Here is a 23,415-nt window from a genome sequence, read left to right as displayed (position 1 = left end):
TTTGAGGACGAAGGCGTCGCAAATCGAGATGAACGGGCTTCGGCGCCATTGCAGACGCGCAAGTCCTCCGCGTCATCGGCCGGCGCTTCCATCGTGCTGATGGGCATCGCGCTTCGCCGTCAGCGCGACCGAGGGATAGCCTAAGCCTCGCGAGGGCTTAGCTCCTGATCTTCGGTGAGGCCTGCCACACGCTCGCCACTGAGCACGCGGGTTAGCGGCGTTTCCACGTTCGCTAAACCCGGCCGGTCGCAGCGAAGGCGCGTGTCCTCTCCGTCCCGGCGCTGGACGTGGGGGAGGATCCGACCGCCCTCGGCCAAAGCTGAAACTTTCTTGCGGTCCCAATCTAAATGACCGGCAAACATGGCGACCCGGCTGAGGATGGCGGTGCTCCCTGCCACCCAATCTCACGAAAAATGGAGCCATCACTGAAATAACTGAACATCTCGGCGCGGCGCGATTGCGCGGCAATGGCGCTCCCCCGGTCCGAAGCGGCTCAACTGGTCGATCGTGCGCGGTGTGGTGGCAGTTGAAGATAACCATGTTGAGGCCCCTCGATCATCGGCTCTTCGATCCAGTCGACGGCTTCGGCTCCGCTGATCCCTTCGATCGAAAATGGTCGGATCGAACGGCTTTCCAACAGGCCCTCGGCATTCGCTGCGACGGACAGGAGGGCAGGAGACGGCAAGCCCAATCCCGGCGTGTGGGCCTGCGCGCCGGCCGAGGAGCCGACCATGCTTCGCCCGCAACGGCTTGGTCGAGAAGCGCGCGTGTGCTAGCGCAATAGCGCGCTGCAGAGGTGTGGCGTCGGGACTGGTAATCCCGCGAAGTGCGATGGCCCGCGGCGGAGCGATCCGCCGGGGTGCCTGTGCATATGTCCAGGTCGCTTGCGGCTAAAAGCGCAGGCGCATGTCACTTCGCATGTTACCAGCCCCGGCTCCCGCGTCCCACGCGGGAGCCATCGGCGCATTGAAGCCGCGCCGCTCGCGCCTCAACCAGCGCACTCGTTCCGGGCGCCGACAAGATTCAACGCCCGGTCGCATCGGAGAAACGGCCGGTGGATAGCAAGTCGTGGCGCCTCGGTTACCACGTTCTATTCACCGCACAGCGGGCGGAGAGCGGAAATTGTCAGTGGAGACGCATAGAAAATGGGTGATGCTTGTCAGGCATCTGGATCGCGCCCTGGCCCTTCTCGACGAACTCGACGAGGGCGATGGCGACAGTGCGGCGCACACCCAACGAGCGGTCAACGCCGCAAAGAGGGAATTGCGTAGCCGATTTGGACGAGCCCAGCAGCTGCCGACCGGTGTGGTCCTCCCCTTCCCACCGCCGGCGTGTTCCCTTTCTCGCTGAAGGGCAGGCTCGCACGCCGTGAGAGCGTGCGCTCTGCTCATCGGCTTGACCAGAGCGCATGTTGCGCCAGCGAGGTTTCCACTCGGATGAAAAATGTCCGCGTGCCACTTTATCACCGGCCGGTGATTTCGCAGACGGTTCAACCTTGTGGCGGATGAGGGAGATCGTTCTTCGCTATCAACTTCTCGAAATAGCCCCTGACCAGCTCATATCCCTTGGGACTGAGGCCGACAAAGGAGCGCCGACGGTCACGAGAGTCTCGTTCGCGCTCGAGCAAGCCGCTCGCTACCAGATTTCTGGCCCAGCGCCCCGCCGTGGTGATCGGCAGGCCGGTCATCGGCGAAAGGCTGGTGATCTTCACCTTCTTGCCCTGGGCCGCTACCCCGTAGAGACACAGTAATATATCCCATGCCGGGTCCGAAAAAATCTCCGCTCCGAAGAACTCCTCGCGCAGCCGTCGAGCCCTAAGCCACCATGAGGCGAGGTCAATACCCGGCAAGGAACCGGCGTCGGAGGCGCGCGCTGTCTCATGTGTAGGCACGGATGGCGAGAGCTGTCGGTGGCCCGATGGCTGGAGTCCCCACGTATCTATGGGCGGGGTGATCTCCTCGGCGGCGCCTTGATCGATCCTTCCGATCTGCTTGGTCATCTTTCGCTCCCCGATCATCGCACGGGGACAGCGGCAGCGCTCCGGCCCTTGCAATGGCGCTCGGGCTCGAGCGCCGCGGACTTTGGGAAGCCGCAGCGCGCCGCTGAGCGGTCGAGCGGTCCAGGGCTGTCCCAATCCCCTTCTGGACGGATAAGGATATATGGATTTGCCCCGATGACGATGGGATTCGGATCGATCCCGAGATCCGCCTCGAGCTCGACATACTCCACATTCGAAAAGGCGAAGGATGAGCGATCAGACAGCGGCTTGAAGCCGAACAGGCCCCAGAAGCGGGTCAGGTCGACACGCGAGTGACCATATGCTCGTCGATACCCCTTCCGCCTGCAATAGCCGATGGCCTCGCGAACCAGCCGGAAAGCGAGCCTGGATGTCCGGTATTCCTTGCGGACAGCCAGTCTCTCGAGCTTCACGAAATCCGCGAAGAAGCGGATGCGGATACATCCCGCGGGCTCGCCGTCGATCCGACCAATCAGATGGGTCGCGCAGAAGTCGTTTCCATCGAACTCCTCTTCATACGGGCATTCCTGTTCGCTGATGTACGTCGCGGCCCGCACGGAGAAGGCCTTCAGCAGATCCTCGACCGTGCGCGCAACCCCGACCTCGATCTCACCGCTTCCCCGACGATGGTCGATACCGAAGACGGGAAAGCCCGAAAGCGGTGGCAGGGAAAGGAGGTCGCGAGGCGCGGACGGGTAGACGGACTGGGCCGCGACGAAGCCCATGGCGGGAAACAGCTTGGCGGTGTGGCCGGTCACCGCCCTTGTGAAAAGCGGACATCCATCGGGTGACAGACGGCCCAGAAAAGGGGCAAGTGCCTTGACCGTCGGCCCGAAAGCGGCGGGTGCGAAAATCAGCCAGATGTAGATGGCTGACGGAACTTCGTCGCCGCGGCAAACGAGTGCGAGATCGGGGGCGCTTCCTTTGAACCGTCCTTCGATCAAAGCTCGGGCGCCGTCACTGGTGAGCGGCAGATAAGCGAGAAACGGCATACTCCCGGGCGGGAGCCCGTTCCCTTCGATAAGCTGGAAAATGTCCGGGTTATGCGCCATCGCGGCTTCGACGACCTTATCGCAGGCCAAGCCTGGGAGACTGATACGGGCATGGCCAAGTGCGCGAAGGGCCTCACGGATCGTCGCGCGGCGCGTGACAGCCGCCGGCCGGCTGCCGTCATTGCAGAGCTTCCGGATGCGATCCGAGAATGCCATCGAGCGATAGCCATCGACGTCGGCGGGACTAACTGACTCTTGATACATGGAACCCCCTTCGAGATGTGAAGGGTTGTTCAGCTACGCCTTTCGCATTCCAGTGAAGCGAGGCCATTTCTGACCTGGGTGGATCAAATGTTGACCCGTGCGCGCGTGCGCCGGCCCTCATCCCGTTCAAATCGGAGATGGTTTGTGCCGCCCCCGGGGATAGGCAAAGCGCCAAAGCGAGCGCCTTATCTTGAGGAGAGGAATTGCCAGGAGGGCTGTTCGCATGTTGAGACCGAGAGGAAGCTTGGGCCGTGGAGAGACGATTTCCGCGCCGATGTGGTCGCCGATAGCGGCTGGTCAAGATGGCGAGTTGACCGCCAGGGGGCGGCCGCCGGACACGCCCCGCGCGCGTGTCACGCTATGATCAAGAAGCGGCCAGCCTCTCGCTCGACCTCCCTGCTGTCGACAGAGCCTGGCGGCTTAGGCCAACGGGGTCTTCCGCGTGGAGCGCTTGGGAAGGGAATTCCGGCGTCCTTCCGGGCCAATCTCAAGCAAATCGACTGGACGGATCTCGAGCTCTTTCTGAACGTCGCCGAGGCCGGAAGCATCAGGGCCGGTGCAATCCGCACGCGCCGTGCGATCAATACCGTACGCAACAGGCTGGCGCGAATGGAGGATGTTCTGGGAGAGCTCATCGCCCGACGCGGCCGCGATGGTCTGCAACTTACGCAATCCGGCCAGGCATTGCTGCGTATCGCCCGAGAGATGCATTCGTCGCGGCAAAGCGCGGCGCATCAGGACGCGGAAAGCGGACAGCGGATGCGCGTCAGGATCGCGGCGACCGAGGGATTGGGTACCTATTGGCTGACGCCGCGCATTCTCGAATTCCAGGCCGCGACCCAGCTTAGGATCGAACTGCATTGCGACATGCAGCGCGTGGACATGGCAGAGGGTGACTTCGACATTGCAGTTCAACTCGAGCAGCCGGAGGTGGCCAGTTCGCTGTGCTTCCGCCTGGGGACACTCCATCTGATGCCGTTCGCGTCCGACAAGTATCTGCGAGAAGCGGGCGTGCCGCAATCCGTCGATGACTGGCCTGATCACCGATTGGTTTGGCAGGAGGCGGACCAGGTCGCTTCACAGTTGCTCCCCTTCTTTGTGGGCACAGTCGATACGGGCGATCTGATCAGCCTGACCACGAACAGTAGTTTGACGCATTTCCGCGCGGTTGCCGCAGGGGGTGGCATAGGATTCCTTCCGACCTATGCCCGCGCCATCAGTCGCTTGGTGCGCCCCATCGATATCGGTGTCCACCTCAAGCGCGAGATCCTGTGTGTCTTGAATCCCGCCCGCGCCCAATCCCCCGAGGTGGAGCGGGCCGTAGATTGGCTGACATCGGCCTTCTCGGGGGAGAAATACCCCTGGTTCAGGGACGAGTTCGTTCACCCGCGCGATTTCGATCAGACTGCGACCGCTGCAAATGTGACGAGCCTGTTCGAAGGGTACATCGATGGTCTAGATGCCAGCGGCGATACGTAGACGACAGAACTTGCATCGCGCCCATGCACGATAGTTCTGATACAACCTATATTACGTTCAGCCATTTCGGTTAAGGGAAGGGATCATAAAGCTCACCCAACGCGTGAGCTTGCGTCGCATCACCGAACTCGCAGAGGGCAATGTGATCGTGCGGGCCAGACCCTCACGGAGCGCGCCGAGTGTACGCCAATTCGCCACTGCGAGCTGGAACGCCCGCTCGTTGTCCGGCTTCGCGACCCAATCGCGGAATCGCCGCATCTCACGGTCGTTCATGTCTCCAGAAGTGAGGCGCACGACCCAACTTTGCGCGGCGGAGGTGGGTCCAGGGTCGCGTTCATGCATCGGCCTATCGAATTCCCCGGCAAGGCGCGGTCAGATCCGTGCCTACAATTCGTAGGGCGAAGGCGGGAACCGATTGCCTAACCGCTGATTAAGAAAAATGCGGCTTAGCTTTCCGCCAGCGCCGCACAGAGAGCAGCGAGAGCGCGCCGCATGTGCTTTTCGACCGTGGTCCGGGAGACCCCCAGCCGTTTGGCGACATCGCGCTGCGGGATGTTTTCCATTCGATTGAGATAGAAGATCGTGCGGGTTGGCTCCGGCAGGGCTTCTGCCCGCGCAAGAACGCGACTGAGGCCGTCCTTCGCAATCGCGACTTGGTCAACTGGAAGGACATAATCCACGCCCCAGACGATACTCTCGATCTCCCGCTGTAACCGTTTGCGGCGCGCCTCGGCCCTACCCTGATCGAGCGCGACGCAACGCGCAAGATAGAACAGGAACGCCCCCATATCCTCTATAGCCGGGTCATCCGCGACGCGTTGCACCCGGATCCAAAGGGACTGAAGAGTGTCTTCGAGGCTTTCGCGTTCAACCATGCGTGCAAAAAGCCGCTTCAGCGCCCGTTCCTCCGCGAACATCAACCGGGTAAGAGCGGCGGCATTAGATGGCATCGAGGATCCTTCCTTCTGCGCCGGTGAGATGACAGTTCCGAATGAGTTGGCTAGCTGACCGCCCAGGAGAATAGAGCGCGTTCGCACCACAATGTCGGAACCAGCCGATCATCTGAAAATTGCCGAGAAGTCCGCCACTGCGCCGCACCCTTCAGGTCCGCAGGATTCAAGAGCTCAGGCTATCCCGCAATTCCATGTAGCCGCCGATCCGTAGAATCCCGGATGGCTGCGATGCATGTCGACTTCGCCGGGGTTGGTCTCGCCAAGCATTGCTCACAGTTGGGCTTCAATGCGCGTCGATGTGCATTTTCTGTAGCGTTCCGAACGATGTCGCCATTATCGGGCAAACGCCGCACATCTGGAGGAAACGAGGCGTGACCTGCCGCCGGCTCACTCATCTTGCGCAATGGCTCCGGCGATCGTGCCATGCAGGACAAACATAACGAGTACGTATCGCCGTTCATACTAGCCTGGCACCGCCAGAGGCTGCCGCTCTCCGCCTTTCGCCGGAGAGTCTCACCGCAACCGCTTTGCTAGGGACAGGGAACTCGCCGGCCCAAGGCGGGGCATTCCGGGCAGCGAGGAAAGGCTGATCATACAAGCATCCTTCAAGTGTCATCTGTCCGAGAGCCATCGGAGCCTGAGAACAATCAGCCTCGGTTAGAGTTATTGTCGATTGGCGAAAGGCGAGAACTGCATGGTTGACGGTTCGATCGAGGGATTTGCGCGTCGGCTGCGTGGCGACAACTACGATGGCCGGTTGAGCGGCAACTATGATGGCCGGTAGGATCGGTTGTCTGGGCTGATCGTAGGGAGGGGCGTAGCCCCGACCGGAGAGCGGACCAGACAACCGGTGGCGATCTTTTTCCCCTTCTTTCGGGGGGGCTGATCGGGGCTGTGGCGGGCGGTGGTATCGGAACACTCATCGAACAACGAGCGATGGGTTTGCGATGCCGGGCCACCACATTTCCGATCAGCAGGTATTTCTCTTCATGACCCATCGTCGCCAACACACCCAGGCCGTCGCGGCTGCCAAGGCCGGTATCAGCGAGCGCAGCGCACGCCGGATCGAGAACGATCCGCAGCTTCCGTCCCAGAAGAAGAAGGAGCGCCACTGGCGCACCCGCGCCGATCCGCTCGAGCCATTCTGGCCACGCGTCGAGGAGTTGCTCCAGATCGACGGTATCATTGCCGTCACGGTCTTCGAGACGCTCCAGGACGAGTTCGGCGAGGATGCTGTTCCCGATGCGATACGACGAACACTTGAACGCCGGATCGCCCGCTGGCGGGCACTGCACGGCGGCGAGAAGGAGATCTTCTTCCCGCAGCATCATGAGCCCGGTCGGCAGGGCCTGTCGGATTTCACGGTATGCGACAGTCTCAAGGTCACCGTTGCCGGCGAGACCCTGGCCTATCGCCTTTACCACTTCCGCTTGGCGGCGAGTGGCTGGGAGCATGCGGCTGTCGTGCTGGGCGGGGAGAGCTTTGCCGCCCTTTCGGAGCACCTGCAGGATGCCTTGTGGAAGCTGGGCGGCGCGCCGGCCGAACACCGCAGCGATTCCCTGTCAGCCGCCTACAAAAACCTCGACGCCGATGCGCAGCGGGATTTTACCCGAAGCTATGACGAGCTGTGCCGTCATTACGGCATGCTCGCTACCCGCAACAACCGCGGCGAGGCGCACGAGAACGGATCGATCGAAGGTCCCCATGCCCATCTCAAGCGACGGCTCGATCAGGCCTTACGCCGGCGGGGAAGCCGCGATTTCGTCAGCATCGAGGCCTGGCGCGAGTTCGTTGAGGCGCAGGTCGCCAGACAGAACCGGCGGCATGCTGCGCACATCGATGCAGAACGCAGGGTACTCAAGGCGCTGCCCGCAAGGCGAACCACCGATTTCGCCATGGTCACCGTCGATGTCACCCGCAACGGCACCGTCGCCATCGATCGGGTTACCTATTCGGTGCCTTCCCGCCTCGTCGGACGGCGCCTCAACGCGCATCTCTTTGACGATCGCATTGAGCTCTTCCTCGGTCCGGACAGGGTAATGTCCACGCCGCGTGTGCGGATCAGCCATCCCCACCGGGGGCACAGCATCGATTTCCGGCACATGATCGGTAACCTGCGCCGCAAGCCTGGTGCGCTGCGCAACCTCGTCTACCGCGAAGCCCTGTTCCCCGATCACGCCTACCGGCGGGCCTGGCAAGCCTTCGATGCCCAACTCGATGGACGGCAGGCCTGCCGCGATGCCGTCGCGCTGCTCGATATCGCCGCCAGGGGCGACTGTGTCGACGTGCTGGCCCGGCGGATCGATGAGGCACTCGACAGAGGGCGCTTGCCCGATGTCGATGCGCTCAGGGACGAGTTCCTGCCAACCGCAAGATCGCAGCGCGATGTCACTATCCCGCCTCCCGATCTGCACAGCTACAACAGCTTGATCGCCAGCGGGGAGGTGTACTGATGACCCGCACCAAGGACCAGGCCGCCGCCGTGCTGCCTACCCTGCTCAAGGCCTTGCGCCTGCCGAGTATCAACCGCAACTGGAAGCGCCTCACCGACACCGCCGATCGCGATGGCTGGCCGGCCGCCAACCTGCTGGCCTCGCTTCTCGAGATCGAGATGGCCGATCGCTCCTCCCGGCGCATCCAGCGCCATCGCGACCAGTCCGGCTTGCCCGCAGGCAAGACCTTCGCCACCTTCGATTTCGACGCAGCCCCCGGCATCCGCAAACCGCACCTCTTGTCCCTCGCCGCCGGTGACGACTGGATCGAGAGCGGCGGCAACCTGCTGCTGTTCGGCCAGAGCGGGACCGGCAAGACGCACGCAGTTGCTGCCATTGGTCATGCCCTCATCGACACGGGGCGGCGCGTCCTGTTCTGCTCCACCACCGACATGGTCCAGAAGCTCCAGTCCGCGCGCCGCGACCTCAGCCTACCCGCCATGCTCGACAAGCTCGACAAGTTCGATCTCATCGTGCTCGACGATCTGTCCTACGTCCGCAAGGACCAGGTCGAGACCAGCGCCTTGTTCGAGCTCATCGCCCACCGCTACGAACGCCACTCGCTCGCCATTACCGCCAACCAGCCATTTTCGGCATGGGACAACGTCTTCCCTGATCCCGCTATGACTGTCGCCGCGATCGACCGCCTCGTGCACCACTCGATCATCATCGAGATGAACGGCGAAAGCTACCGCAAACGTTCCGCCGTCGCCCGTATCAACGCCGGCGATTACGACCCGCCGAATGGCGCCCCGGACCGGCCATCATAATTGTCGCTGGCTTCGCGCTCGGGAGCACCCTTGCTGAGGCAACGGGTAATTGTCGCCAGCGGCAATTACATGCCAACCATCCCATGCGCTTCAGACCCTCGCTTCCGGCCAGCGTCAGCGACAATTACCCAGCGTCGTAATTGTCGCTCGACGGTTGCTCCCGCAACAGCAAATGGTAGCCAGAATTCACCAACCGGCGCGGCCACCTATCGGCCATCATAATTGACGCCGACCGGACTCCGTAATCGTCGCGCTACACGTCGGCATCTTCCGGGCGAGGACATCGAAGTGGATGCCCTCGTCGGCGGCAGCGGGCGACCTTTGCTGTTGCTCCACGGTTGGCCGCAGACACGCATGTGCTGGTCGGCGATGGCGCCTGGGCTCGCGGAGATGTTCACCGTCGTCATGCCCGATCTGCGTGGCTACGGCCGAAGCGGCAAACCGGAGGGCGGCGATCAGCATGCTGCTTATTCCAAGCGGGCGATGGCGCAGGACCAAATCCTGGCAATGAAGGCGCTCGGTTTCGATCGGTTCGCGGTCGGCGCGCATGATCGCGGTGCCCGCGTCGCCTATCGGCTCGCGCTGGACTATCCCGAAGTGGTGACGCGGCTCGCCAGCCTCGACGTGGTTCCGACCGCCGATGTCTGGAACAGCATGGGAGCGAAGCAAGCTGTCGCGACGTGGCACTGGCCGTTCCTGGCGCAGCCGGATGGCTTGCCCGAGAAGCTGATCGGCGCCGATCCCGAATGGTTCGTGCGCTACATCCTCGAACACCAGTCGGCGCCGGGATTCGAGTTTCCAGAGCAGAATGTCGCCGATTATGTCGCCTGCGCGCAGCAATCCGGGACGGTGCGGGGCTGGTGCGAGGATTATCGCGCCGGCTGGGGCATCGACCGCGAGCTGGACGAGGCCGACCGCGGACGTAAGCTGGCGATGCCGTTGCTGGTCCTGTGGGGCGAGCAGGGTTCGCTCAAGGGCAAGGACGGCGTCGCGCTGTGGCGGCCGTGGGCCAGCCAGGTCGAAGGTGAGGTGCTGCCCTGCGGTCACTTCATACCCGAAGAGCAGCCCCATGCGGTCGCCGCACATTTCCTTCGTTTCTTCGGAGAGGCAGCATGATCGACCGCATCGACCATCTGGTTCTCACCGGCCGTTGCCTGGAGGCGACGTGCGCCTTCTATGAGCGTGCGCTCGGCTTTCGCCGGGTGGGCGCGGCGATGCGGCCCGCCGCGCTAACCTTCGGTCGTCGGAAGAACAACGTCCACGAGGTCGGCCACACGTTCGACCCCAAGGCTGTCGCGCCGACGTCCGGCGCGGGCGACTTCTGCCTGGTCATCGAACGACCGCTCGACGAGGTACGCGCGCATCTCGAGAGCTGCGGCGTCGCGATCGAGCTCGGTCCGATCGAGCGCGAAGGCGCGCAGGGCAGAATGATGTTGATGTACTTCCGTGACCCGGACGGCAACCTGGTGGAAGTCAGCCGCTACGACTGAGCGAGAGCGAGGAAGTCTTCATCGAGCAAGATTTGGAGGAGTCCATGACGATCACGGCACGATGCCATTGCGGACGCACGGTGATGGAGGTTGATGCCGAGCTTCCCGAAAAGTTGACCCGCTGCACCTGTTCCTTGTGCTCGAAGCGCGGGCACCTCTTCGCCTATTACCGGCCGGATCAGTTCACCGTGCGGCAGGCCGATAGCGACGCGGCCTATCGCTGGCGGTCGAAGCAGGTCGCCAACCATTTCTGCAGCGCGTGCGGATGCGACACATACGCCGACAGCCCGGCCTTCGATAAGGACGGCTCATGGGACGGCAAGACCCGGCGCATCGCGCTCAATGCGCGTCTCATCGACGACTTCGAGGCAGCCGACTGGCCAGTCGCGGTCATTGACGGCAAGAACCTCTGGTAGGCATCTCCGCGCATCGCATCGCATCGCATCGCATCGCATCGTCCGCCGCTCGCTCGAACCTCCTCGAAACTCAAATGGGAAGACGGACGACCGTGCCAGAGAAAACCGAGCTACGGACTTATCGCTACCGCAATGTGGCCATTCCACAGATCTACTTCGAGGATGCCTCCGCGGCGATTGCCTTTTACGCCAAGGCGTTACGCCGTCCTTAATAGAGGCTCAGGCTACCGACAGTGGTCAGCGAGGGTCCTCGAGTCGCAAATGTGAGACTCACGGCCGATCCGCGGCGCACACCGAATTTTCGCTATGGCCTGTCGCCATCGCCTCCTCCGGCTCATCCGAAGGCTGTTGGTGCAGAAGGCCACGCAGATTTCTAAGGTTCCAGTTGATCACGCAGTTGAGGATCGCCTCTTCGAGGTGCTTGAGGTTGCCGAACAGAAGATGCGGCGGACATTCGCGGCCGTGAAGGAGAAAGAGAAGAGGGATGAAGATCGCCAGCGGAGAAATGCTCAAGAAGTCATAGCAAAGGACATGATCATCCAGGCGAACTTTGGGGCAACCAGATTCGATCTGGCGTACCCAGGTCGTTCCCCGTCCTATCCTCGTACCCATGAAAGATTGGCTCAACCCGCGTCGCCGTCTTTCCTGCTCTATGCGCTGTCCTGACAGCCGCTTGACTTCGGACAAATAGACTGGTTCTTCGGTTTTGTTATCGCGCGCAAGCGGCATCTCCCTCTCCCGAAGGTAGCTTTCAGCCCGCCACGGCCTGCTCGATGCTGCAGATTTGTGTAAGATACATATCCGCAGGTCAACGAGAGAATAGGCCAATGTTGCCGCATCTTATGTGTAGCGTATCAATGCCCTGCCTCGGAGCGCCTGATGTCGCGCCAGTCTTTAGGAATCTTAAGCATCGGGCCGGCCTCCTCGACCATCAGTTCATAGGAACGCAGCAAGTCGTCCGAGTCGGCCGCTCGAAAGCGTCTGAGCGCAACGATGAAGAGTCGGGAGGTCATGATCGGACGCCGATTGTCGGGCAATTGCTCGGCAATGCTTGTAGAAATCCGCGAGACGACATCCATTAGGCACGATGGGGCGCCGACAAAGCAATTGCGGCGACCCGCAAGCCCCGATGCCTTGAAGGTTGCGAGGTCGTCCATGATGAGGACGGCGTCGAGGCGGCTGAGGTGCATCATGGCCGCGAACAGCGTTTGGCCATAGGGCAGCAACTGATGGGTCAGCCTGCACAGGCGATGGTGGCAATCGAGAAAGAGCTCGACTCCAGCTGGTGACATCCTGAGCGCGTAGGTTCTCGATGGACGGCCCACGGTGCGATTCGTTCCTCTCTATTGGCCTCGGCCAAACGGACGAGCGACGGCTCCCGGCGACCAGGCCAAATCACCACATAAGTGAGCAGATGCGTACTGAAGTGGCGAATACGTCACTGAGGTGTCCAGGTTCACACGTCAGTGTCTACCCGATTGCTGTTTCAGGGTGAAACACATCATTCCTTCCGCACGTCGAGGACGCCTCGGCATGGCGCACGAACGGACGCGGAGAACGCCAGTCCGTGCGCCAGCTGCAGGCTTCCGAATTTCACGCGAGGGGGGACAGCCCGATGCCCAACAGACACAAGGCAATCGCCGTCGCGTTGCTTCTCCCGGCGACGGTCATGGGCTGCGCCGCGCCGCGCGCTTCCCCCGCGCCGGCACCGCAGATGATACGGCTTACGATCACTGAAGCCGCAACCGACTTCGTGATCCGCAGCCGCGGCAACGCCTCCACCGCCGGCCTTTCGATGCCGGCAGCGCAGCTCATGCTGGGAAGTTCGGTCCATCTCGATCGCAGCCTCGTGACCGGATCCTCGAGCATCATACCTCAGGAGATATCAAATGCCCCATTGGATTAAGCGTCACGCCGGCGGCGCCGGTATGGCGGCGCTGCTGATCGCCACCGCCCCTGCCCTCGCCCAAGAACCGGCAACCCACAAAGGCAACGATCGCTCCGCGCTCGCGCAGGCGGCGGCCGAAGCCGAACAGCAGCTGCACCAGACCTTCACCAATCTCCAGTTCGAGGATTTTGGCCCGGCGCCGGTCAAGGGACCGATCTATCAGGCGATCGCGGGCGGCCGCGTGATCTATTTCGCCCCCGAGAGCGAACACATCCTCTTCGCGTCGATCTACGACAAGAATGGCGCCAACGTCACCGCGCTGGCCCAGGAGGCGACCGCGAGGAAGCATCTCGCCGCGATCGATCCGGCGAAGGCATTGACCATTGGACCCGCCGGCGCGCCGACGATCATCGAATTCACGGATCCCGATTGTCCCTACTGCAGGGCGCTGGAGCGCTTCTGGGCGACCAAGGCCGCGGAGGGCAAGCCCGTGCGGCGGCTGGTCTATTTCGTCTCGGGTATTCACCCGGATGCGGCCGCAAAGGCCGAGCACATCCTCTGCTCACCGGACAAGGAAGCGACCTTCAAGGCCGTCTACGCCGGGGCCAAGCCTGCGCAGATGCATAAGTGCATGGCAGGCCACGCGAAGGTGGAGGCCGATGCGGATCTCGTCCGCAAGATCGGTGTGAGCGGCACGCCGACGCTGATCGCTGACGGTCAATTGATATCGGGTTTTCAGCAGGCCGAACTCGAGACTTTTCTCGATCAGGCTCGCGCCAAGCTGGCCGCGAAGGCGGCTCCGCATGCGAACCGCTGAAACACCTCACCCACTTCTGGCGGCCGTCCGACCGGTCTGGCGTCCAACGCGACGTCCCAGCGCCGGCCTGGCGTGTCGAGATGCCGATGGTCGCGGCCCATGGGAGCCGTCCGACACGATCATCGGCCGCCAACGAGCCCATTCGGGGTCCGCAGGCATGCTTCCGGACGGCTCCCACATCCTCGGAGTATGCGCAATGATCAAGAAAATCGGGCGTCGGACCGTCTCCTACGCCAGCACCGGGCTGCCTATGCTTGCTATGTTCGCGCTCGCGAGCGGCGGCGCCCATGCCTTCACGGCCCCGGCCGCAGGCGACCTCGGCTACGACATCTACGACATCGTGGTCAACAAGGGGGTCAAGGGACCGCTCGGCTTTGTCGGCGGTGTCGCGGCCTTCCTGTTCGGCGTCTCGCGGCTTTTCTCGAACGTCATGGTCGGCATCCCGACCATCGTCGCCGCGGTCTGCCTGATCAAATCGGACACGATCCTCCAGACTTTCGGAATGGTGATCTGACCGGATTGGCCGCGCCCCCGTCCCGCGAGCGCTGGCGCGGCCTCACGAACCCGGGGCGCCGATGAACCGGCTCCCTGGGAAAACCGCCCCCATGCCGGGGGCATGAAGCAAGAGGAGAAGGACGTTGGACGAACGTCTGCCCCAGTATCTCCATCGCCCGACGCAGATTTTGTGGTTCGCGGCGGACGAGTTCGTACTGGTTCTGTCGACCATCTTCGTCGCCGCAATCGTCGGCGGGGTGATCGGCTGGATGCTCATCGGCGCCCTTCTCCTTTTCATCCCGTGGAAGCGATCGAAGCCACGCGGCTTCCTTCCCCACCTCGCGTGGCGCTGGGGCCTGCTTTCCTTTCGTCACTATCCGGGTCCGACCCAGACCCGCTTCTTCGAGTGAGCTGGCGCCATGTCATTCCTCAACCGCCGCACCGGGCCGGAGGCCGATCCTCTGATCGGCAAACCCGCCAGCTTCGGCATCCACCGTTATCTGCAGGGAAGCTCAAACCTGTTCGAGGAGAACCGGCTTCTCAAATTCGCGATCGTCGGGCTGTTCGGCATCACGGCCGTGCTGGGCGCGGTGGTCTATTCCTCCGACCAGAACCGGCGCACCGTCGTGGTTCCGTTCGGCGCGAGCGGTGATCTCTATGTGACGGGCTCGAAGCCCTCGACCGCCTATCTGCGAACGATCACGCGCAACATCGTCACGCTGTCGGGCACCTATTCGGCCTATTCGGCGGACCGGCAGTTCCAGGAGCTGCTCTCGATCGTCCACCCGTCGGCCTATAACGGGATGCGCGACAATCTGAACGCGATCCTTGACGAACTCGCGAACAACCCGACGCTCTCGATCGCGACCTATATTCGCCCCGATCAGCCGGTGACCTGGACCGATACGGAAATCGTCGTGCCGGTCGAGAAGGTCCGCGTGATCGGCGGCGTCATCCGCAAATTCCGGGGCACGCTACGCATCGGCTACGCGATCGACAACGGCCGCTTCTGGCTCACCCGCCTGTCCGAGGAGAATTTCGATGCCGAGCTTCGGTAGAGGAACGCGCGCGCTCGCACTGCCGGCGATCCTCCTGATGAGCGTGCCTGTCGGCGCGCAGCAAATCACCGCGCTGCCGGATCAGAGGAGTGCGATCCGTCTGTCCAACCGTGACATCAACCACGTCATCTGCGTCGGCGGTGAGATCGAGGACGTGAAGTTCTCGGCCGAGAAGGCGATCGCCGTCGAAAAGGGCGGCTCGGATGCGTGGATCAAGTTTCTCGTCAAGGAAACCGATGATTTGGGCCAGGTCACCCGCAGCTATGTGACCACGCCATCGGAATTCTTCGTCTCCTGCAATGGCGCGATCTACCCGCTTTACGCCGAGCCTTCCGATATCCCGGCCCAGACCGTGAGCCTGGTGCCCGGCGCCTCACAGCGCGCCCGGGCGAACGAAGAACTGCTGGGACCGCTTGTCGAGGAAGAGCGGGCCGTCTCGATCACGCTCGCCATCTTTCAGGAACGCATTCCCGCCACCTTCACCGAGGTGGCGCCGCAGGCCGGCGCGGTGCTCCTGTCGAGCCTGCCTGGCGCGCACATTACCGAACGCCGCCGCCTCGAGGTCGAGGGCGCCGGCCTGTCGGCCTCGGAGTACCGCGTCGAGGTCTCTGCCGACACCACGCTGGACGAGCGCCAGTTTCTCGATCGCGCCCTTGGCGCGCGGATCTTCGCGGTCAGCGCCGACCGCCTCACGCTCAGGGCCGGCGACACGGCTCGTCTCGTGGTCGTCCGTCGGGAGGCGGCCCAATGACCGATGAAAATGATCCGGTGGAGACCGGCACTGGCCGTACCGGCCGTGCGGAAGAATCGGTCCAAGGGCCTTATCAGACCCATCTCGCCGAGGCCGCCGCGGCCGATCAACTTGACGGGAGCACGCGCAATCCGGCGCTGCTCGACCTGAAAGCGCGCTGGGCCGCTCTCAACGCGCGCCAGAAATTGCGCGCGAAGCAACTGGGCGTAGCGGCCTCGGTCGCGGTTCTCGGCTACGGCCTCTACACCGCGTCGACCGCCAATCACGCGCAGCCCGAGGCTGCGCCGGCCGCCTCGAAACTCGACATGGGCGCCGGCCTGCGGGGCGACAGCCTCGAGACGAAGCTGCGCGGCGACCTCAAGAAGGTGCTCGACGGTCAATCGCTGCTTGGCGAGCGCATCACCGCGATCGAGGAAGGCAAGGTCGTGCCCGGAAGCAAACCGCCGGGCGTGACAGATGGTGGCGAGCTGCCGGCAGCTCTGCCGGGAGCAGCGCCCTCATTCCCGCCATCCCCTGACCAGGCGGACATCGACAGTGCAGCCGGAACCCTGCCGGCACCGCCCACTCCGCCCGCGGCACCGCCAGCGCCACCTGTCGAGAAAACCTTCGGAGCAATCGGCGCCGCGACCAGCGCCATCGTGCCGGCCGCCGGCAACGGCCAGAGCGCGGCGGCCGACGGCGCCAAAAAAAAGAATCGGACGATCTATTTACCGCCTGGTTTCATGCGAGCTCGTCTCCTGACCGGGATCGACGCGCTGGCCAGCCGGGACGCGACCTCCAATCCCGAGCCCCTGATCGCGCGCGTCCAGGCACCGGCGGTTCTTCCCAATGACGTCAAGGCGAACCTTGCCGGCTGCTTCGTCATCGGGAACGCCACCGGTAGCCTCGCCAAGGAACGGGTGGAGGTCCAACTGGTCTCGCTCTCCTGCGTCGACTTCGACGAACGCTCGGTGGTCGACCAGTCGATCAAGGGCTTCTTCGTCGACACCGACGGCAAGAAGGGCCTGTCGGGCAAAGTCGTCACCCGCGCGGGCGCGGCGCTGGCCCGCGCCTTCATCGCCGGGACGATCAGCGGCTTCGCCGATGCCGTCGACAACAGCTTTGGGGACGTCTCGACCTCCGCCCTCGGCAGCGTCCGCACGCTTGACGCGGGCGATGCGGCGAAGAGCGGCATCGCCGGGGGCCTTTCCAAGTCCTCCGACAAGCTCACCGACTTCTATCTCGATCTCGCGCGCCAGGCCGGGCCGATCGTCGAGGTCGGTGCCGCCAAGGACGTCGTGGTCGTCATCCAGGAGGGCGTGACTCTCGAAATCAAGCCGACCGCGGGAGCGAAGTTCTGATGCGCCCGACCATCCAAGGAGAAGAGCCGATGCTTCAATCCAATCCAAGGCGGCCTCGCCTGTGGCTGACGGTCGTCGTCGGCACCGCCGCGCTCCTCCTTTCGGGCTGCGCCACGATCGGCTCGATGATGTCGCCCTACAGCGAGAAATTCAGCTGCAAAAACAGCGATCACGGCCAGTGCATCCATCCCGATCGGGCCTATGCCGATGCGGTCGCGGGGGTCCCGTCGCGGTCGGATCCGGCGGTGACCCGCGACAAGAAGCTTCTTCGCGAGCAGGGCGCGGCAGTCCGACCGAATCGCGCCGAAGCGGGCGGGCCACAACGCGGCGCAACTCCGCCTTATCTCGGCTATCGCGACAGTGTTTATCGCGAACTGCAGGGACTGATCGACGCGCCGGTCACACCCATGCTGCGGCAGGGCCGCACTGTCCGCACCTTGATCCTCCCCTATGCCGACCGCGAGCGGCCGGACCGACTCTACATGCCGCGGTACGTCTACTCGATCCTCGAACGCCCTCAATGGGTCGTCGGCGATTATCTGGTAAACCCTGTCGAGCCTGCCGCGCGGGTGCCGGTGCTCGAACAGGTCCATGACAAGAACCCGGTCGACCGCGCAGTCGAAGGCGAGCCGGCGGACGTCCCGGCGGCCCCGGCGGATCCCCGGCCATGAAGCCGCTCGGTGGTCATCATGGTGGTGGGCTCACCTTCGCGACGCTTCGGCGCGCCGTGTCGCGCGACGCCTATTCCGATTTCCTCCCGCTCGTGTCCTGGAACGAGGAAGACGAGGCTTTCCTGTGCATCGACGATGGCTGGGGACATGCCTGGGAGCTGGTGCCCTCGGCCTACATGTTCGCCCATGTCCATCAGGCCCTGCTTGGGCTCCTCAACATTCATTTCCCGGAAGGCACCGTCCTTCAACTGCACAGCTTCGCGGACCCGCTGATCGACGATGCGCTCGACACCTTTCTCGACCTCAAAACCCGCCCCGACCCGCTGATTCAGGCCTCCGCGCGCAGGACGGTCGACTATTTGCGCGCCGGAACGCAGGGCCTGGCCGCGCTGCACGGCATTCCGATCCGGGACTTCCGCCTGTTTCTGTCGATCAAGACCCGCGTGAAGCTGGGCGCGGATTTGCGTCGCCAGGTCGAGGAGCAGCTATCCAAGCTCGGCATACGCCGGATCGCGCCCGACGAGCTCGTTTCCTTCTATCGCAGGGTGTTCAACGGCGTGTTTCGGCACGCCCCGGGCGTCTTCGCGGATGGATCGGACGGCGAGCCTGCGCGGCCGATCCGCAAGCAGATCATCGATGCCGGACCCGACCTTCTGTTCGAAGGGGCCGAGGTGTTTCTCGGCAACCAGGTCGCGCGTTGTCTGACGCCGAGAGCGCCGGCGCGCCGCATCACGGCCGAACGCGCCAACCGGCTTCTCGGCGGCATGCGCGGATCGGCGGAGGACAGCGACCAGATCGGGGGTCCGTTCCTCTTCACGCTCAACATCCTGTTCGATCATAGCCAGTTCGAGATCCACAAGCGCGCGCAGATCCTCTCGGCGCAAAAGGCGGCGGGCAGCTTCGCCGTCGAGGTCGGCAAGCAGATCGAGGAGATAGGCTGGGTGCTGGACGAAGTGGGCAACAGCCGCTTCGTCTCGGTGATCCCGTTGGTCTGGGTGTTCGGCCGCACGCGCGCCCAGGCCCGCGAGATGGCAGCGCGCGCCAAGCGGTTGTGGGAGAGCGAGCCCCTTCCGTGGATGATGCAGGAGGAGAGCTACCTCAATTCCATCCTGCTGCCGATGAGCCTGCCCTTCGGCCTGTATCCCGAAAAGCGCACGATCCGGATGCTCGAGCGCGACTTCCGCATGCCGGTCAAGGCGGCGGTCCTGCTCTCTCCCGCGCAGACCGACTTCCGGGGCGGCGGGCGCCCTGCCCTCCTCTACACCGGGCGCAAGGGCCAGTTGGTGACGCTCGATCTGTTCGACCCGCGCATCAACAACTATAATTTCATCGTCTCGGCAGAAAGCGGCGCCGGCAAGAGCTTTCTCCTCAACAATCTCTGCCAGCAATATTATGCGCAGAACGCGCTTATCCGCATCATCGATATCGGCGGCAGCTACCGAAAGCTGTGCACGCTTTGCTCTGGCCGCTACATCGACATCGGCGAGGAACGGCTCGTCCTCAATCCCTTCGACATGGGTTTTGCCCTGGACGGCGACGATAAGCAGTCGGCCATCTCCATGGCGGTTGCGATCGTCGCGGAGATGTCCAATGCGGCAACGCGCAAGGGCGTGTCCACCTCGGAGTGGAATCTCCTGAAATCGGCGGTCCAATGGACGATCGAGACCGGGCGATCCGAGCAGGGCATCGACGCGGTGCGCGACTGGCTGGGCGCCTATCCCACCAATGTCGCGAGCGACCTCGACCGGGTCGAGCATCTCGTGCCCACTGCCCGCGAGCTTGCATTCAACCTGCGCGATTTCGGTTCCGACGGCGCCTACGGCCATTATTTCAACGGCCCGTCGACCTTCGACATCTCGTCCGATGAATTCGTGGTGCTCGAGCTCGAGCGACTGAAGGCGATGCCGGATCTCTTCAACGTCATCGTGATGGTCGTCGTTAACGCCGTCACCCAGGAACTCTATCTTTCGGCCCGCGATCGTCCGCGCTTCGTCCTGTGCGATGAGGCCGCGCAATTCATGACCCGCACCGAGGGCCAGGACCTGTCGCGGCTCGCCGAGGCGTTCGGCCAAGGCTATCGCCGCGCGCGGAAATATCAGGGCAGTTTCGGCGTCGTCCTGCAATCGATGAACGACCTCCTCCTCTTCGAAGGTACCGGCCAGGTAATCCTCGAAAATGCGGCGACCCGCTTCCTTCTGCAGGGGTCGACCTACGACAAGGCCGTCGACAACAGGATTCTCGATTATTCGGGTTTTGTGCTCGACCTCTTGAAGTCGGTCCGCAACAACAAACCGAATTACAGCGAGGTCTTCATCGACAGCCCGCTCGGGCTCGGGATCGCCAGGCTCGTCGTCGACCCCTTCTCCTACTGGATCAACACCAGCGCGCCGCAAGAAGTGGCGGCGTTCGAAGCGCTGATCCGCGCGGGCCGCAGTCCCCTCGAGGCGGTGTGCGAGCTCGCCCGGGTCGACCCAGCCGAAATCCTTCCCGGCAGCCAAAGGGAGACCGTCTATGCTCAAGCGTAATTCCAATCCCGACCAGTTCGCGCTCGGGTTCGGCAAGGATGCCGAAATCGAGCGCATCATCGAGGCAAGGGTCGCCATTCGGGCCGAGGCCGAGGCCATCCATTGGCGGTTCCGGCTCGTCCTCATCGAGACGACCCTGATGTCCGGCCTCGTGCTGGCCGCGGGACTGGCCCTGGGACAGCCGACCGCGATCGTGCTCAGAGGTGCTGCAATCGTCGCTGTCGCCTGCTTCGTGACCGGCGCGATCCTCATCGCACTCTCCGGCGTGACGGGCATGCTTCTGAGCAAGGTCAGGAAGTGGAGGGCGCGATGAGCGAGATTCTCCCCTTCCCCCGTGCGGAACGGCTGCGCGGTGGACGCGATCGGCCGGCGGAAGCGCGGCGGGCGCCGGATGAGACGCTCTATGATTATATGGTGCGGATCGCCCGCGGGAACGAACGCGAGATCGAGCGGCTCAATCGCACCATCGGCGTTCTTGAAGACGGCGTCATCAATACCAACCGCGTCATCGCGCGCCGGTTCCGCCAGTTGATCTACCTCGAGACGGTTGCCGCATCGATCATCGCGGGCGGCTTGATGATATTCGGGAGGCCATCCGCGATCGCGCAATGCGCCGTTCTCGTGCTGCTGCCGTTGGCATCAGTCGCGGGCGGCATCGGCTTCCTGACGCATGCCGCCCGGATCGAAGGCTTCCTCGCCAAACTCGCTTCATGGAGGCGGCGCCGGTGAAGGGAATCTGCTCCGCGACGCCCGGCCAGACCGCCGTCCGGCTCCTCGTCGGAACGCACCTGCTGCTGCTGGTCCAGTGCTGGCTCGTCCTGTGCTCGGGAGTCGAGCTCGACGGCATGTTGCGGGTCATCGTCGGGGGCACGGCCACGCTTGGACTCCTCGCCTTCGCGGTCGCCATCCACGGCGGACCGGCCCATAGCGACAGCATCTGGCAGCCGAACAGGCGAGCGCTCGGCCCAAGCGGCGGAGGCCGGCAGTGAGCGGCGTCCGGCGGCTCCTCGGGCTTCGTCGGCGCCTTTCCGGACGCTGGTCGATATTTGCGATCGGCTTCCTGATCGGCCTCGCCATCGCATTCCTCCACGCCCGGGCGGCGCATGCGGCGAGCAGCACGATCGGCAGAACCTGGGCCATCGCCGAGCCCGACGCGATGGCGGAGATCGAGGCGCGCGCCGCGACGGTACCGCCCGTTCTGGCGGCCAGGTTTGGGCCACGTACAAACTGGAGCGCGATGCGCTCGGCGCATCTCGCGCCTGCAACGCACGCCCGGACCCGCTTCGTCGTTCCCTTCTACACGCTCGATCAGGAGGTTCGCCTGCCGGACGGCCGGCTGCTCTATCCGAAGGGCTTCACCTTCAATCCGCTCAGCTATGTGTCCCTGCCGCAGAAGCTCGTGATCGTGCAGCCGCGTGATCTTGGTTGGGCGCTGCGCGTCGCAGCGCCCGCGGACTTCATTCTCCTCGCGGCCGGCGGCCCGCGCGACGCCGACGCGATCAGCCTGGGCGAGCAGCACCGTCGCGCGCTGTTCATCCTGGAGGAACGGGTCAAGCAGCGCCTTGGCCTGACGGTCGCGCCGGTGATCGTCCGGCAGGTTGGTCAGAAGCTCGAGCTCTCCGAGGTTCGGCTCGATCGGCGGTCCGACGGAGGCACGCGATGAATATCCGGCTTCCGCGGATTCGCGCGGCGATGGCTGCGGCCTTCCTCGCGGTTCCTCTCGCGTTGCTGCTCGCCTCGGCCCCCGCGCATGCGTCGAAATGCGAGGCGGGCACCATCTTCAATCCCATCACGAAGGTTCGCTGGAACTGCATCTTTCCGATCACGATCGGCGGCGTGCGGGTCGGCAGCTATGACAAGCTCGACAAGGCGCTCGACGCGCAATCGGCCTCGAATCCGCTCTGCGCCTGCCGCAAGGGCGTGACCTTCTGGTTCGGCGTGAAGGTGAGTTTCTGGTCGCCCAACCGGATGGTCGACGTGGTCACCGAACCGGGTTGCATGATGGCGCTCGGTGTCGACCTCATGCCCACGGGCGGCAAGCTTCAGGGCAGCCAATCCTCGATTTCGGACGGAACGAACACTCGCAAGATGTTCGCGCAGATGCATTATTATATCTCGCCGGTCTGGAAGATGCTCGACATGTTCACGGACCTGCCGTGCATCGAGGACGACGGCTTCGACGTCGCCATGATCACCGAGGTGCTGCCGACCTGGCAGTCGGGAACACTGGGCGCGATCATCCAGCCTGAAGGCATTCTCTTCGGCAACCCGGCCGCGGGGCTCGCCTGCATGGCGGACAGCGCCGCCGCTGCCGCCGGCAAGGTCATCGATCCGCTCTTCTGGTGCATGGGATCATGGGGCGCCACCTACCCGATCGCCGGCGACATTCACTTCGATGACAGTGTCGAAGCCTGGGCAGGCCTCGCCGCGCGCGGGACATTCATGATGGGCCGGCTCGGCGCCCTTACCGTCTCGTCGGCCGACGGCTGCTCGTTCAAGCCCCAGCCGATCTGGACCAAGTCGCGCTACAAGCTCCAGATCATGGAGCCCGTCAAGGGCGGCAAATGCGTGAACATCGGCCGCCCCGGCGCGCTCTGGTCCTCAGCCAAGCACGCCCCGGGAGAAGACAACGCCCAATTCATGCTTTTCGAAAAGGTGATCTGCTGCGCGGGGATTTCCACCCCGTGACGCGGTCATCCTCCCCACACCTCGCGCCGCCGCAGGACCCAGCCCGGTCTGCCCGCCACAGCCCTCGAGGCTGTCCGGCGTCACGCGAGGTGGGAGCGGCGTCGCGCCCCCCAAGCGGCGCCGCTCCACCCCCGGTCAGCACGGCCACAGGCTCCCCTGCGGCCTTGGATGCATCGCGTCTCGCGTCCAATGCCGTCGTGGCCGTGCTGACCATATTTGAAGGACAGGCGGTCTTCCGGGTCACGTCCTCGCTCGACGCCGATGTGCCCGTCGGTTCCTTGCTGCGCGTTCGGCGCGGATCGCGTGGGT

The 23,415-nt window shown here is 63.8% G+C and carries 27 protein-coding genes; 19 read left to right on the top strand and 8 right to left on the bottom strand.

The genetic code is table 11. The annotated features are described in order from the left end of the window. Positions 1-493: 493 nt before the first annotated feature. The 3 genes from K426_RS10820 to K426_RS30285 all read right to left on the bottom strand — a co-directional run bounded on the left by K426_RS10820 (position 494) and on the right by K426_RS30285 (position 3,273). Entirely contained in the window at positions 494-733 is a 240-nt protein-coding gene (locus K426_RS10820; protein WP_066556792.1) for a hypothetical protein, read from the bottom strand. A gap of 756 nt (positions 734-1,489) precedes the next feature. Further along, positions 1,490-1,999 (bottom strand): winged helix DNA-binding protein, encoded by a 510-nt coding sequence (locus K426_RS10810; RefSeq protein WP_082748836.1) that lies wholly within the window; start codon positions 1,997-1,999, stop codon positions 1,490-1,492. A 14-nt stretch (positions 2,000-2,013) separates the two neighbouring features. Beyond that, positions 2,014-3,273 (bottom strand): GNAT family N-acetyltransferase, encoded by a 1,260-nt coding sequence (locus K426_RS30285; protein WP_082748559.1) that lies wholly within the window; start codon positions 3,271-3,273, stop codon positions 2,014-2,016. Positions 3,274-3,633: 360 nt separating this feature from the next. On the opposite strand from K426_RS30285, the gene K426_RS10800 reads away from it, so the two are divergent. Further along, positions 3,634-4,752 (top strand): LysR family transcriptional regulator, encoded by a 1,119-nt coding sequence (locus tag K426_RS10800; protein WP_066556786.1) that lies wholly within the window; start codon positions 3,634-3,636, stop codon positions 4,750-4,752. Between the two features lie 57 nt (positions 4,753-4,809). On the opposite strand, the gene K426_RS10795 is transcribed toward K426_RS10800, so the two are convergent. Both K426_RS10795 and K426_RS10790 read right to left on the bottom strand, forming a co-directional pair. Then, positions 4,810-5,094 carry a FecR/PupR family sigma factor regulator gene (locus K426_RS10795; protein ID WP_066556784.1) on the bottom strand — a complete coding sequence of 95 codons (285 nt, stop codon included), beginning with the start codon at positions 5,092-5,094 and terminating at the stop codon, positions 4,810-4,812. Between the two features lie 104 nt (positions 5,095-5,198). Next, positions 5,199-5,702, bottom strand: a complete 504-nt coding sequence (locus K426_RS10790) for an RNA polymerase sigma factor (RefSeq protein WP_082748557.1) — start codon at positions 5,700-5,702, stop codon at positions 5,199-5,201. Between the two features lie 950 nt (positions 5,703-6,652). Between K426_RS10790 and istA the strand changes: the two genes are divergently transcribed. The 5 genes from istA (at position 6,653) to K426_RS10765 (ending at position 10,873) form a co-directional block, all read left to right on the top strand. Next, the gene (gene istA, locus K426_RS10785) at positions 6,653-8,158 is read left to right on the top strand and encodes an IS21 family transposase (RefSeq protein ID WP_009823667.1); all 1,506 of its coding nucleotides are present in this window, start codon (positions 6,653-6,655) and stop codon (positions 8,156-8,158) included. Further along, positions 8,158-8,967, top strand: coding sequence for an IS21-like element helper ATPase IstB (gene istB / locus K426_RS10780; RefSeq protein WP_009823666.1), 810 nt, complete (start codon positions 8,158-8,160; stop codon positions 8,965-8,967). The genes istA and istB overlap by 1 nt, the downstream gene beginning before the upstream one ends. 288 nt (positions 8,968-9,255) lie before the next feature. After that, positions 9,256-10,083: an alpha/beta fold hydrolase gene (locus K426_RS10775; RefSeq protein ID WP_197672698.1), complete on the top strand. Its 828-nt coding sequence runs from the start codon at positions 9,256-9,258 to the stop codon at positions 10,081-10,083. Beyond that, entirely contained in the window at positions 10,080-10,457 is a 378-nt protein-coding gene (locus K426_RS10770; protein ID WP_066556777.1) for a VOC family protein, read from the top strand. The genes K426_RS10775 and K426_RS10770 overlap by 4 nt, the downstream gene beginning before the upstream one ends. A 44-nt stretch (positions 10,458-10,501) precedes the next feature. Next, a complete protein-coding gene (locus K426_RS10765; RefSeq protein WP_066556774.1) occupies positions 10,502-10,873 on the top strand; it encodes a GFA family protein in 372 nt (123 codons plus the stop codon). A gap of 270 nt (positions 10,874-11,143) precedes the next feature. Here K426_RS10765 and K426_RS10760 read toward each other — a convergent pair whose 3' ends face one another. From K426_RS10760 to K426_RS10750, 3 genes are all read right to left on the bottom strand, one after another. Further along, entirely contained in the window at positions 11,144-11,602 is a 459-nt protein-coding gene (locus K426_RS10760) for a hypothetical protein (protein ID WP_066556772.1), read from the bottom strand. A gap of 125 nt (positions 11,603-11,727) precedes the next feature. Then, a complete protein-coding gene (locus K426_RS10755) occupies positions 11,728-12,198 on the bottom strand; it encodes a hypothetical protein (protein ID WP_066556771.1) in 471 nt (156 codons plus the stop codon). Between the two features lie 268 nt (positions 12,199-12,466). Next, positions 12,467-12,688 carry a hypothetical protein gene (locus K426_RS10750; RefSeq protein WP_145907270.1) on the bottom strand — a complete coding sequence of 74 codons (222 nt, stop codon included), beginning with the start codon at positions 12,686-12,688 and terminating at the stop codon, positions 12,467-12,469. 113 nt (positions 12,689-12,801) lie between these two features. Between K426_RS10750 and K426_RS10745 the strand changes: the two genes are divergently transcribed. The 13 genes from K426_RS10745 to K426_RS10685 all read left to right on the top strand — a co-directional run bounded on the left by K426_RS10745 (position 12,802) and on the right by K426_RS10685 (position 23,106). Next, positions 12,802-13,578 carry a DsbC family protein gene (locus K426_RS10745; protein ID WP_082748552.1) on the top strand — a complete coding sequence of 259 codons (777 nt, stop codon included), beginning with the start codon at positions 12,802-12,804 and terminating at the stop codon, positions 13,576-13,578. Between the two features lie 196 nt (positions 13,579-13,774). Next, positions 13,775-14,092, top strand: coding sequence for a hypothetical protein (locus tag K426_RS10740; protein ID WP_066556758.1), 318 nt, complete (start codon positions 13,775-13,777; stop codon positions 14,090-14,092). Between the two features lie 124 nt (positions 14,093-14,216). Continuing rightward, a complete protein-coding gene (gene traL, locus K426_RS10735) occupies positions 14,217-14,483 on the top strand; it encodes a type IV conjugative transfer system protein TraL (protein ID WP_066556756.1) in 267 nt (88 codons plus the stop codon). Positions 14,484-14,492: 9 nt separating this feature from the next. Further along, positions 14,493-15,131, top strand: coding sequence for a TraE/TraK family type IV conjugative transfer system protein (locus K426_RS10730; protein ID WP_066556752.1), 639 nt, complete (start codon positions 14,493-14,495; stop codon positions 15,129-15,131). Then, positions 15,115-15,882 carry a type-F conjugative transfer system secretin TraK gene (locus K426_RS10725; RefSeq protein WP_066556749.1) on the top strand — a complete coding sequence of 256 codons (768 nt, stop codon included), beginning with the start codon at positions 15,115-15,117 and terminating at the stop codon, positions 15,880-15,882. The genes K426_RS10730 and K426_RS10725 overlap by 17 nt, the downstream gene beginning before the upstream one ends. Continuing rightward, on the top strand, positions 15,879-17,222 hold the full coding sequence (locus tag K426_RS10720; RefSeq protein ID WP_082748550.1) for a TraB/VirB10 family protein: 1,344 nt from the start codon (positions 15,879-15,881) through the stop codon (positions 17,220-17,222). The genes K426_RS10725 and K426_RS10720 overlap by 4 nt, the downstream gene beginning before the upstream one ends. A gap of 29 nt (positions 17,223-17,251) precedes the next feature. Next, positions 17,252-17,893 (top strand): TraV family lipoprotein, encoded by a 642-nt coding sequence (locus tag K426_RS10715; RefSeq protein ID WP_066561657.1) that lies wholly within the window; start codon positions 17,252-17,254, stop codon positions 17,891-17,893. Beyond that, positions 17,890-20,418: a TraC family protein gene (locus K426_RS10710; protein WP_066556745.1), complete on the top strand. Its 2,529-nt coding sequence runs from the start codon at positions 17,890-17,892 to the stop codon at positions 20,416-20,418. Before K426_RS10715 ends, K426_RS10710 begins: the two co-directional genes overlap by 4 nt. Then, a complete protein-coding gene (locus K426_RS10705; protein WP_066556742.1) occupies positions 20,405-20,731 on the top strand; it encodes a hypothetical protein in 327 nt (108 codons plus the stop codon). The genes K426_RS10710 and K426_RS10705 overlap by 14 nt, the downstream gene beginning before the upstream one ends. After that, positions 20,728-21,147, top strand: a complete 420-nt coding sequence (locus K426_RS10700) for a hypothetical protein (RefSeq protein ID WP_066556741.1) — start codon at positions 20,728-20,730, stop codon at positions 21,145-21,147. Before K426_RS10705 ends, K426_RS10700 begins: the two co-directional genes overlap by 4 nt. Next, positions 21,144-21,407: a hypothetical protein gene (locus tag K426_RS10695; protein ID WP_145907268.1), complete on the top strand. Its 264-nt coding sequence runs from the start codon at positions 21,144-21,146 to the stop codon at positions 21,405-21,407. The genes K426_RS10700 and K426_RS10695 overlap by 4 nt, the downstream gene beginning before the upstream one ends. Positions 21,408-21,469: 62 nt before the next feature. After that, a complete protein-coding gene (locus tag K426_RS10690; RefSeq protein ID WP_082748834.1) occupies positions 21,470-22,081 on the top strand; it encodes a conjugal transfer protein TraW in 612 nt (203 codons plus the stop codon). A gap of 29 nt (positions 22,082-22,110) precedes the next feature. Next, positions 22,111-23,106: a TraU family protein gene (locus K426_RS10685; protein WP_145907504.1), complete on the top strand. Its 996-nt coding sequence runs from the start codon at positions 22,111-22,113 to the stop codon at positions 23,104-23,106. The last annotated feature ends 309 nt before the right edge of the window (positions 23,107-23,415 follow it).

It is taken from the genome of Sphingobium sp. TKS (assembly GCF_001563265.1).
Classification (GTDB): domain Bacteria; phylum Pseudomonadota; class Alphaproteobacteria; order Sphingomonadales; family Sphingomonadaceae; genus Sphingobium.
Note: the sequence above shows the minus strand (reverse complement) of the source record. Positions and strands in the feature narration are given on the sequence as shown.

Excerpts from the sequence above, each read along its gene's own strand:
- K426_RS10710 (WP_066556745.1), top strand. The coding sequence starts at position 17,890 with ATGAAGCCGCTCGGTGGTCATCATGGTGGTGGGCTCACCTTCGCGACG.
- K426_RS10725 (WP_066556749.1), top strand. The coding sequence starts at position 15,115 with ATGCCGAGCTTCGGTAGAGGAACGCGCGCGCTCGCACTGCCGGCGATC.
- K426_RS10715 (WP_066561657.1), top strand. The coding sequence starts at position 17,252 with ATGCTTCAATCCAATCCAAGGCGGCCTCGCCTGTGGCTGACGGTCGTC.
- K426_RS10765 (WP_066556774.1), top strand. The coding sequence starts at position 10,502 with ATGACGATCACGGCACGATGCCATTGCGGACGCACGGTGATGGAGGTT.
- K426_RS10685 (WP_145907504.1), top strand. The coding sequence starts at position 22,111 with ATGGCTGCGGCCTTCCTCGCGGTTCCTCTCGCGTTGCTGCTCGCCTCG.
- istB (WP_009823666.1), top strand. The coding sequence starts at position 8,158 with ATGACCCGCACCAAGGACCAGGCCGCCGCCGTGCTGCCTACCCTGCTC.
- K426_RS10790 (WP_082748557.1), bottom strand. The coding sequence starts at position 5,702 with ATGCCATCTAATGCCGCCGCTCTTACCCGGTTGATGTTCGCGGAGGAA.
- K426_RS10700 (WP_066556741.1), top strand. The coding sequence starts at position 20,728 with ATGAGCGAGATTCTCCCCTTCCCCCGTGCGGAACGGCTGCGCGGTGGA.
- K426_RS10730 (WP_066556752.1), top strand. The coding sequence starts at position 14,493 with ATGTCATTCCTCAACCGCCGCACCGGGCCGGAGGCCGATCCTCTGATC.
- K426_RS10810 (WP_082748836.1), bottom strand. The coding sequence starts at position 1,999 with ATGACCAAGCAGATCGGAAGGATCGATCAAGGCGCCGCCGAGGAGATC.
- K426_RS10705 (WP_066556742.1), top strand. The coding sequence starts at position 20,405 with ATGCTCAAGCGTAATTCCAATCCCGACCAGTTCGCGCTCGGGTTCGGC.
- K426_RS10820 (WP_066556792.1), bottom strand. The coding sequence starts at position 733 with ATGGTCGGCTCCTCGGCCGGCGCGCAGGCCCACACGCCGGGATTGGGC.
- K426_RS10800 (WP_066556786.1), top strand. The coding sequence starts at position 3,634 with ATGATCAAGAAGCGGCCAGCCTCTCGCTCGACCTCCCTGCTGTCGACA.
- K426_RS10750 (WP_145907270.1), bottom strand. The coding sequence starts at position 12,688 with ATGAGCTGCGCTGCCGGCATCGAAAGGCCGGCGGTGGAGGCGTTGCCG.
- K426_RS10720 (WP_082748550.1), top strand. The coding sequence starts at position 15,879 with ATGACCGATGAAAATGATCCGGTGGAGACCGGCACTGGCCGTACCGGC.
- istA (WP_009823667.1), top strand. The coding sequence starts at position 6,653 with ATGCCGGGCCACCACATTTCCGATCAGCAGGTATTTCTCTTCATGACC.
- K426_RS10795 (WP_066556784.1), bottom strand. The coding sequence starts at position 5,094 with ATGCATGAACGCGACCCTGGACCCACCTCCGCCGCGCAAAGTTGGGTC.
- K426_RS10740 (WP_066556758.1), top strand. The coding sequence starts at position 13,775 with ATGATCAAGAAAATCGGGCGTCGGACCGTCTCCTACGCCAGCACCGGG.
- K426_RS10770 (WP_066556777.1), top strand. The coding sequence starts at position 10,080 with ATGATCGACCGCATCGACCATCTGGTTCTCACCGGCCGTTGCCTGGAG.
- K426_RS10760 (WP_066556772.1), bottom strand. The coding sequence starts at position 11,602 with ATGCCGCTTGCGCGCGATAACAAAACCGAAGAACCAGTCTATTTGTCC.
- K426_RS30285 (WP_082748559.1), bottom strand. The coding sequence starts at position 3,273 with ATGTATCAAGAGTCAGTTAGTCCCGCCGACGTCGATGGCTATCGCTCG.
- K426_RS10745 (WP_082748552.1), top strand. The coding sequence starts at position 12,802 with ATGGCGGCGCTGCTGATCGCCACCGCCCCTGCCCTCGCCCAAGAACCG.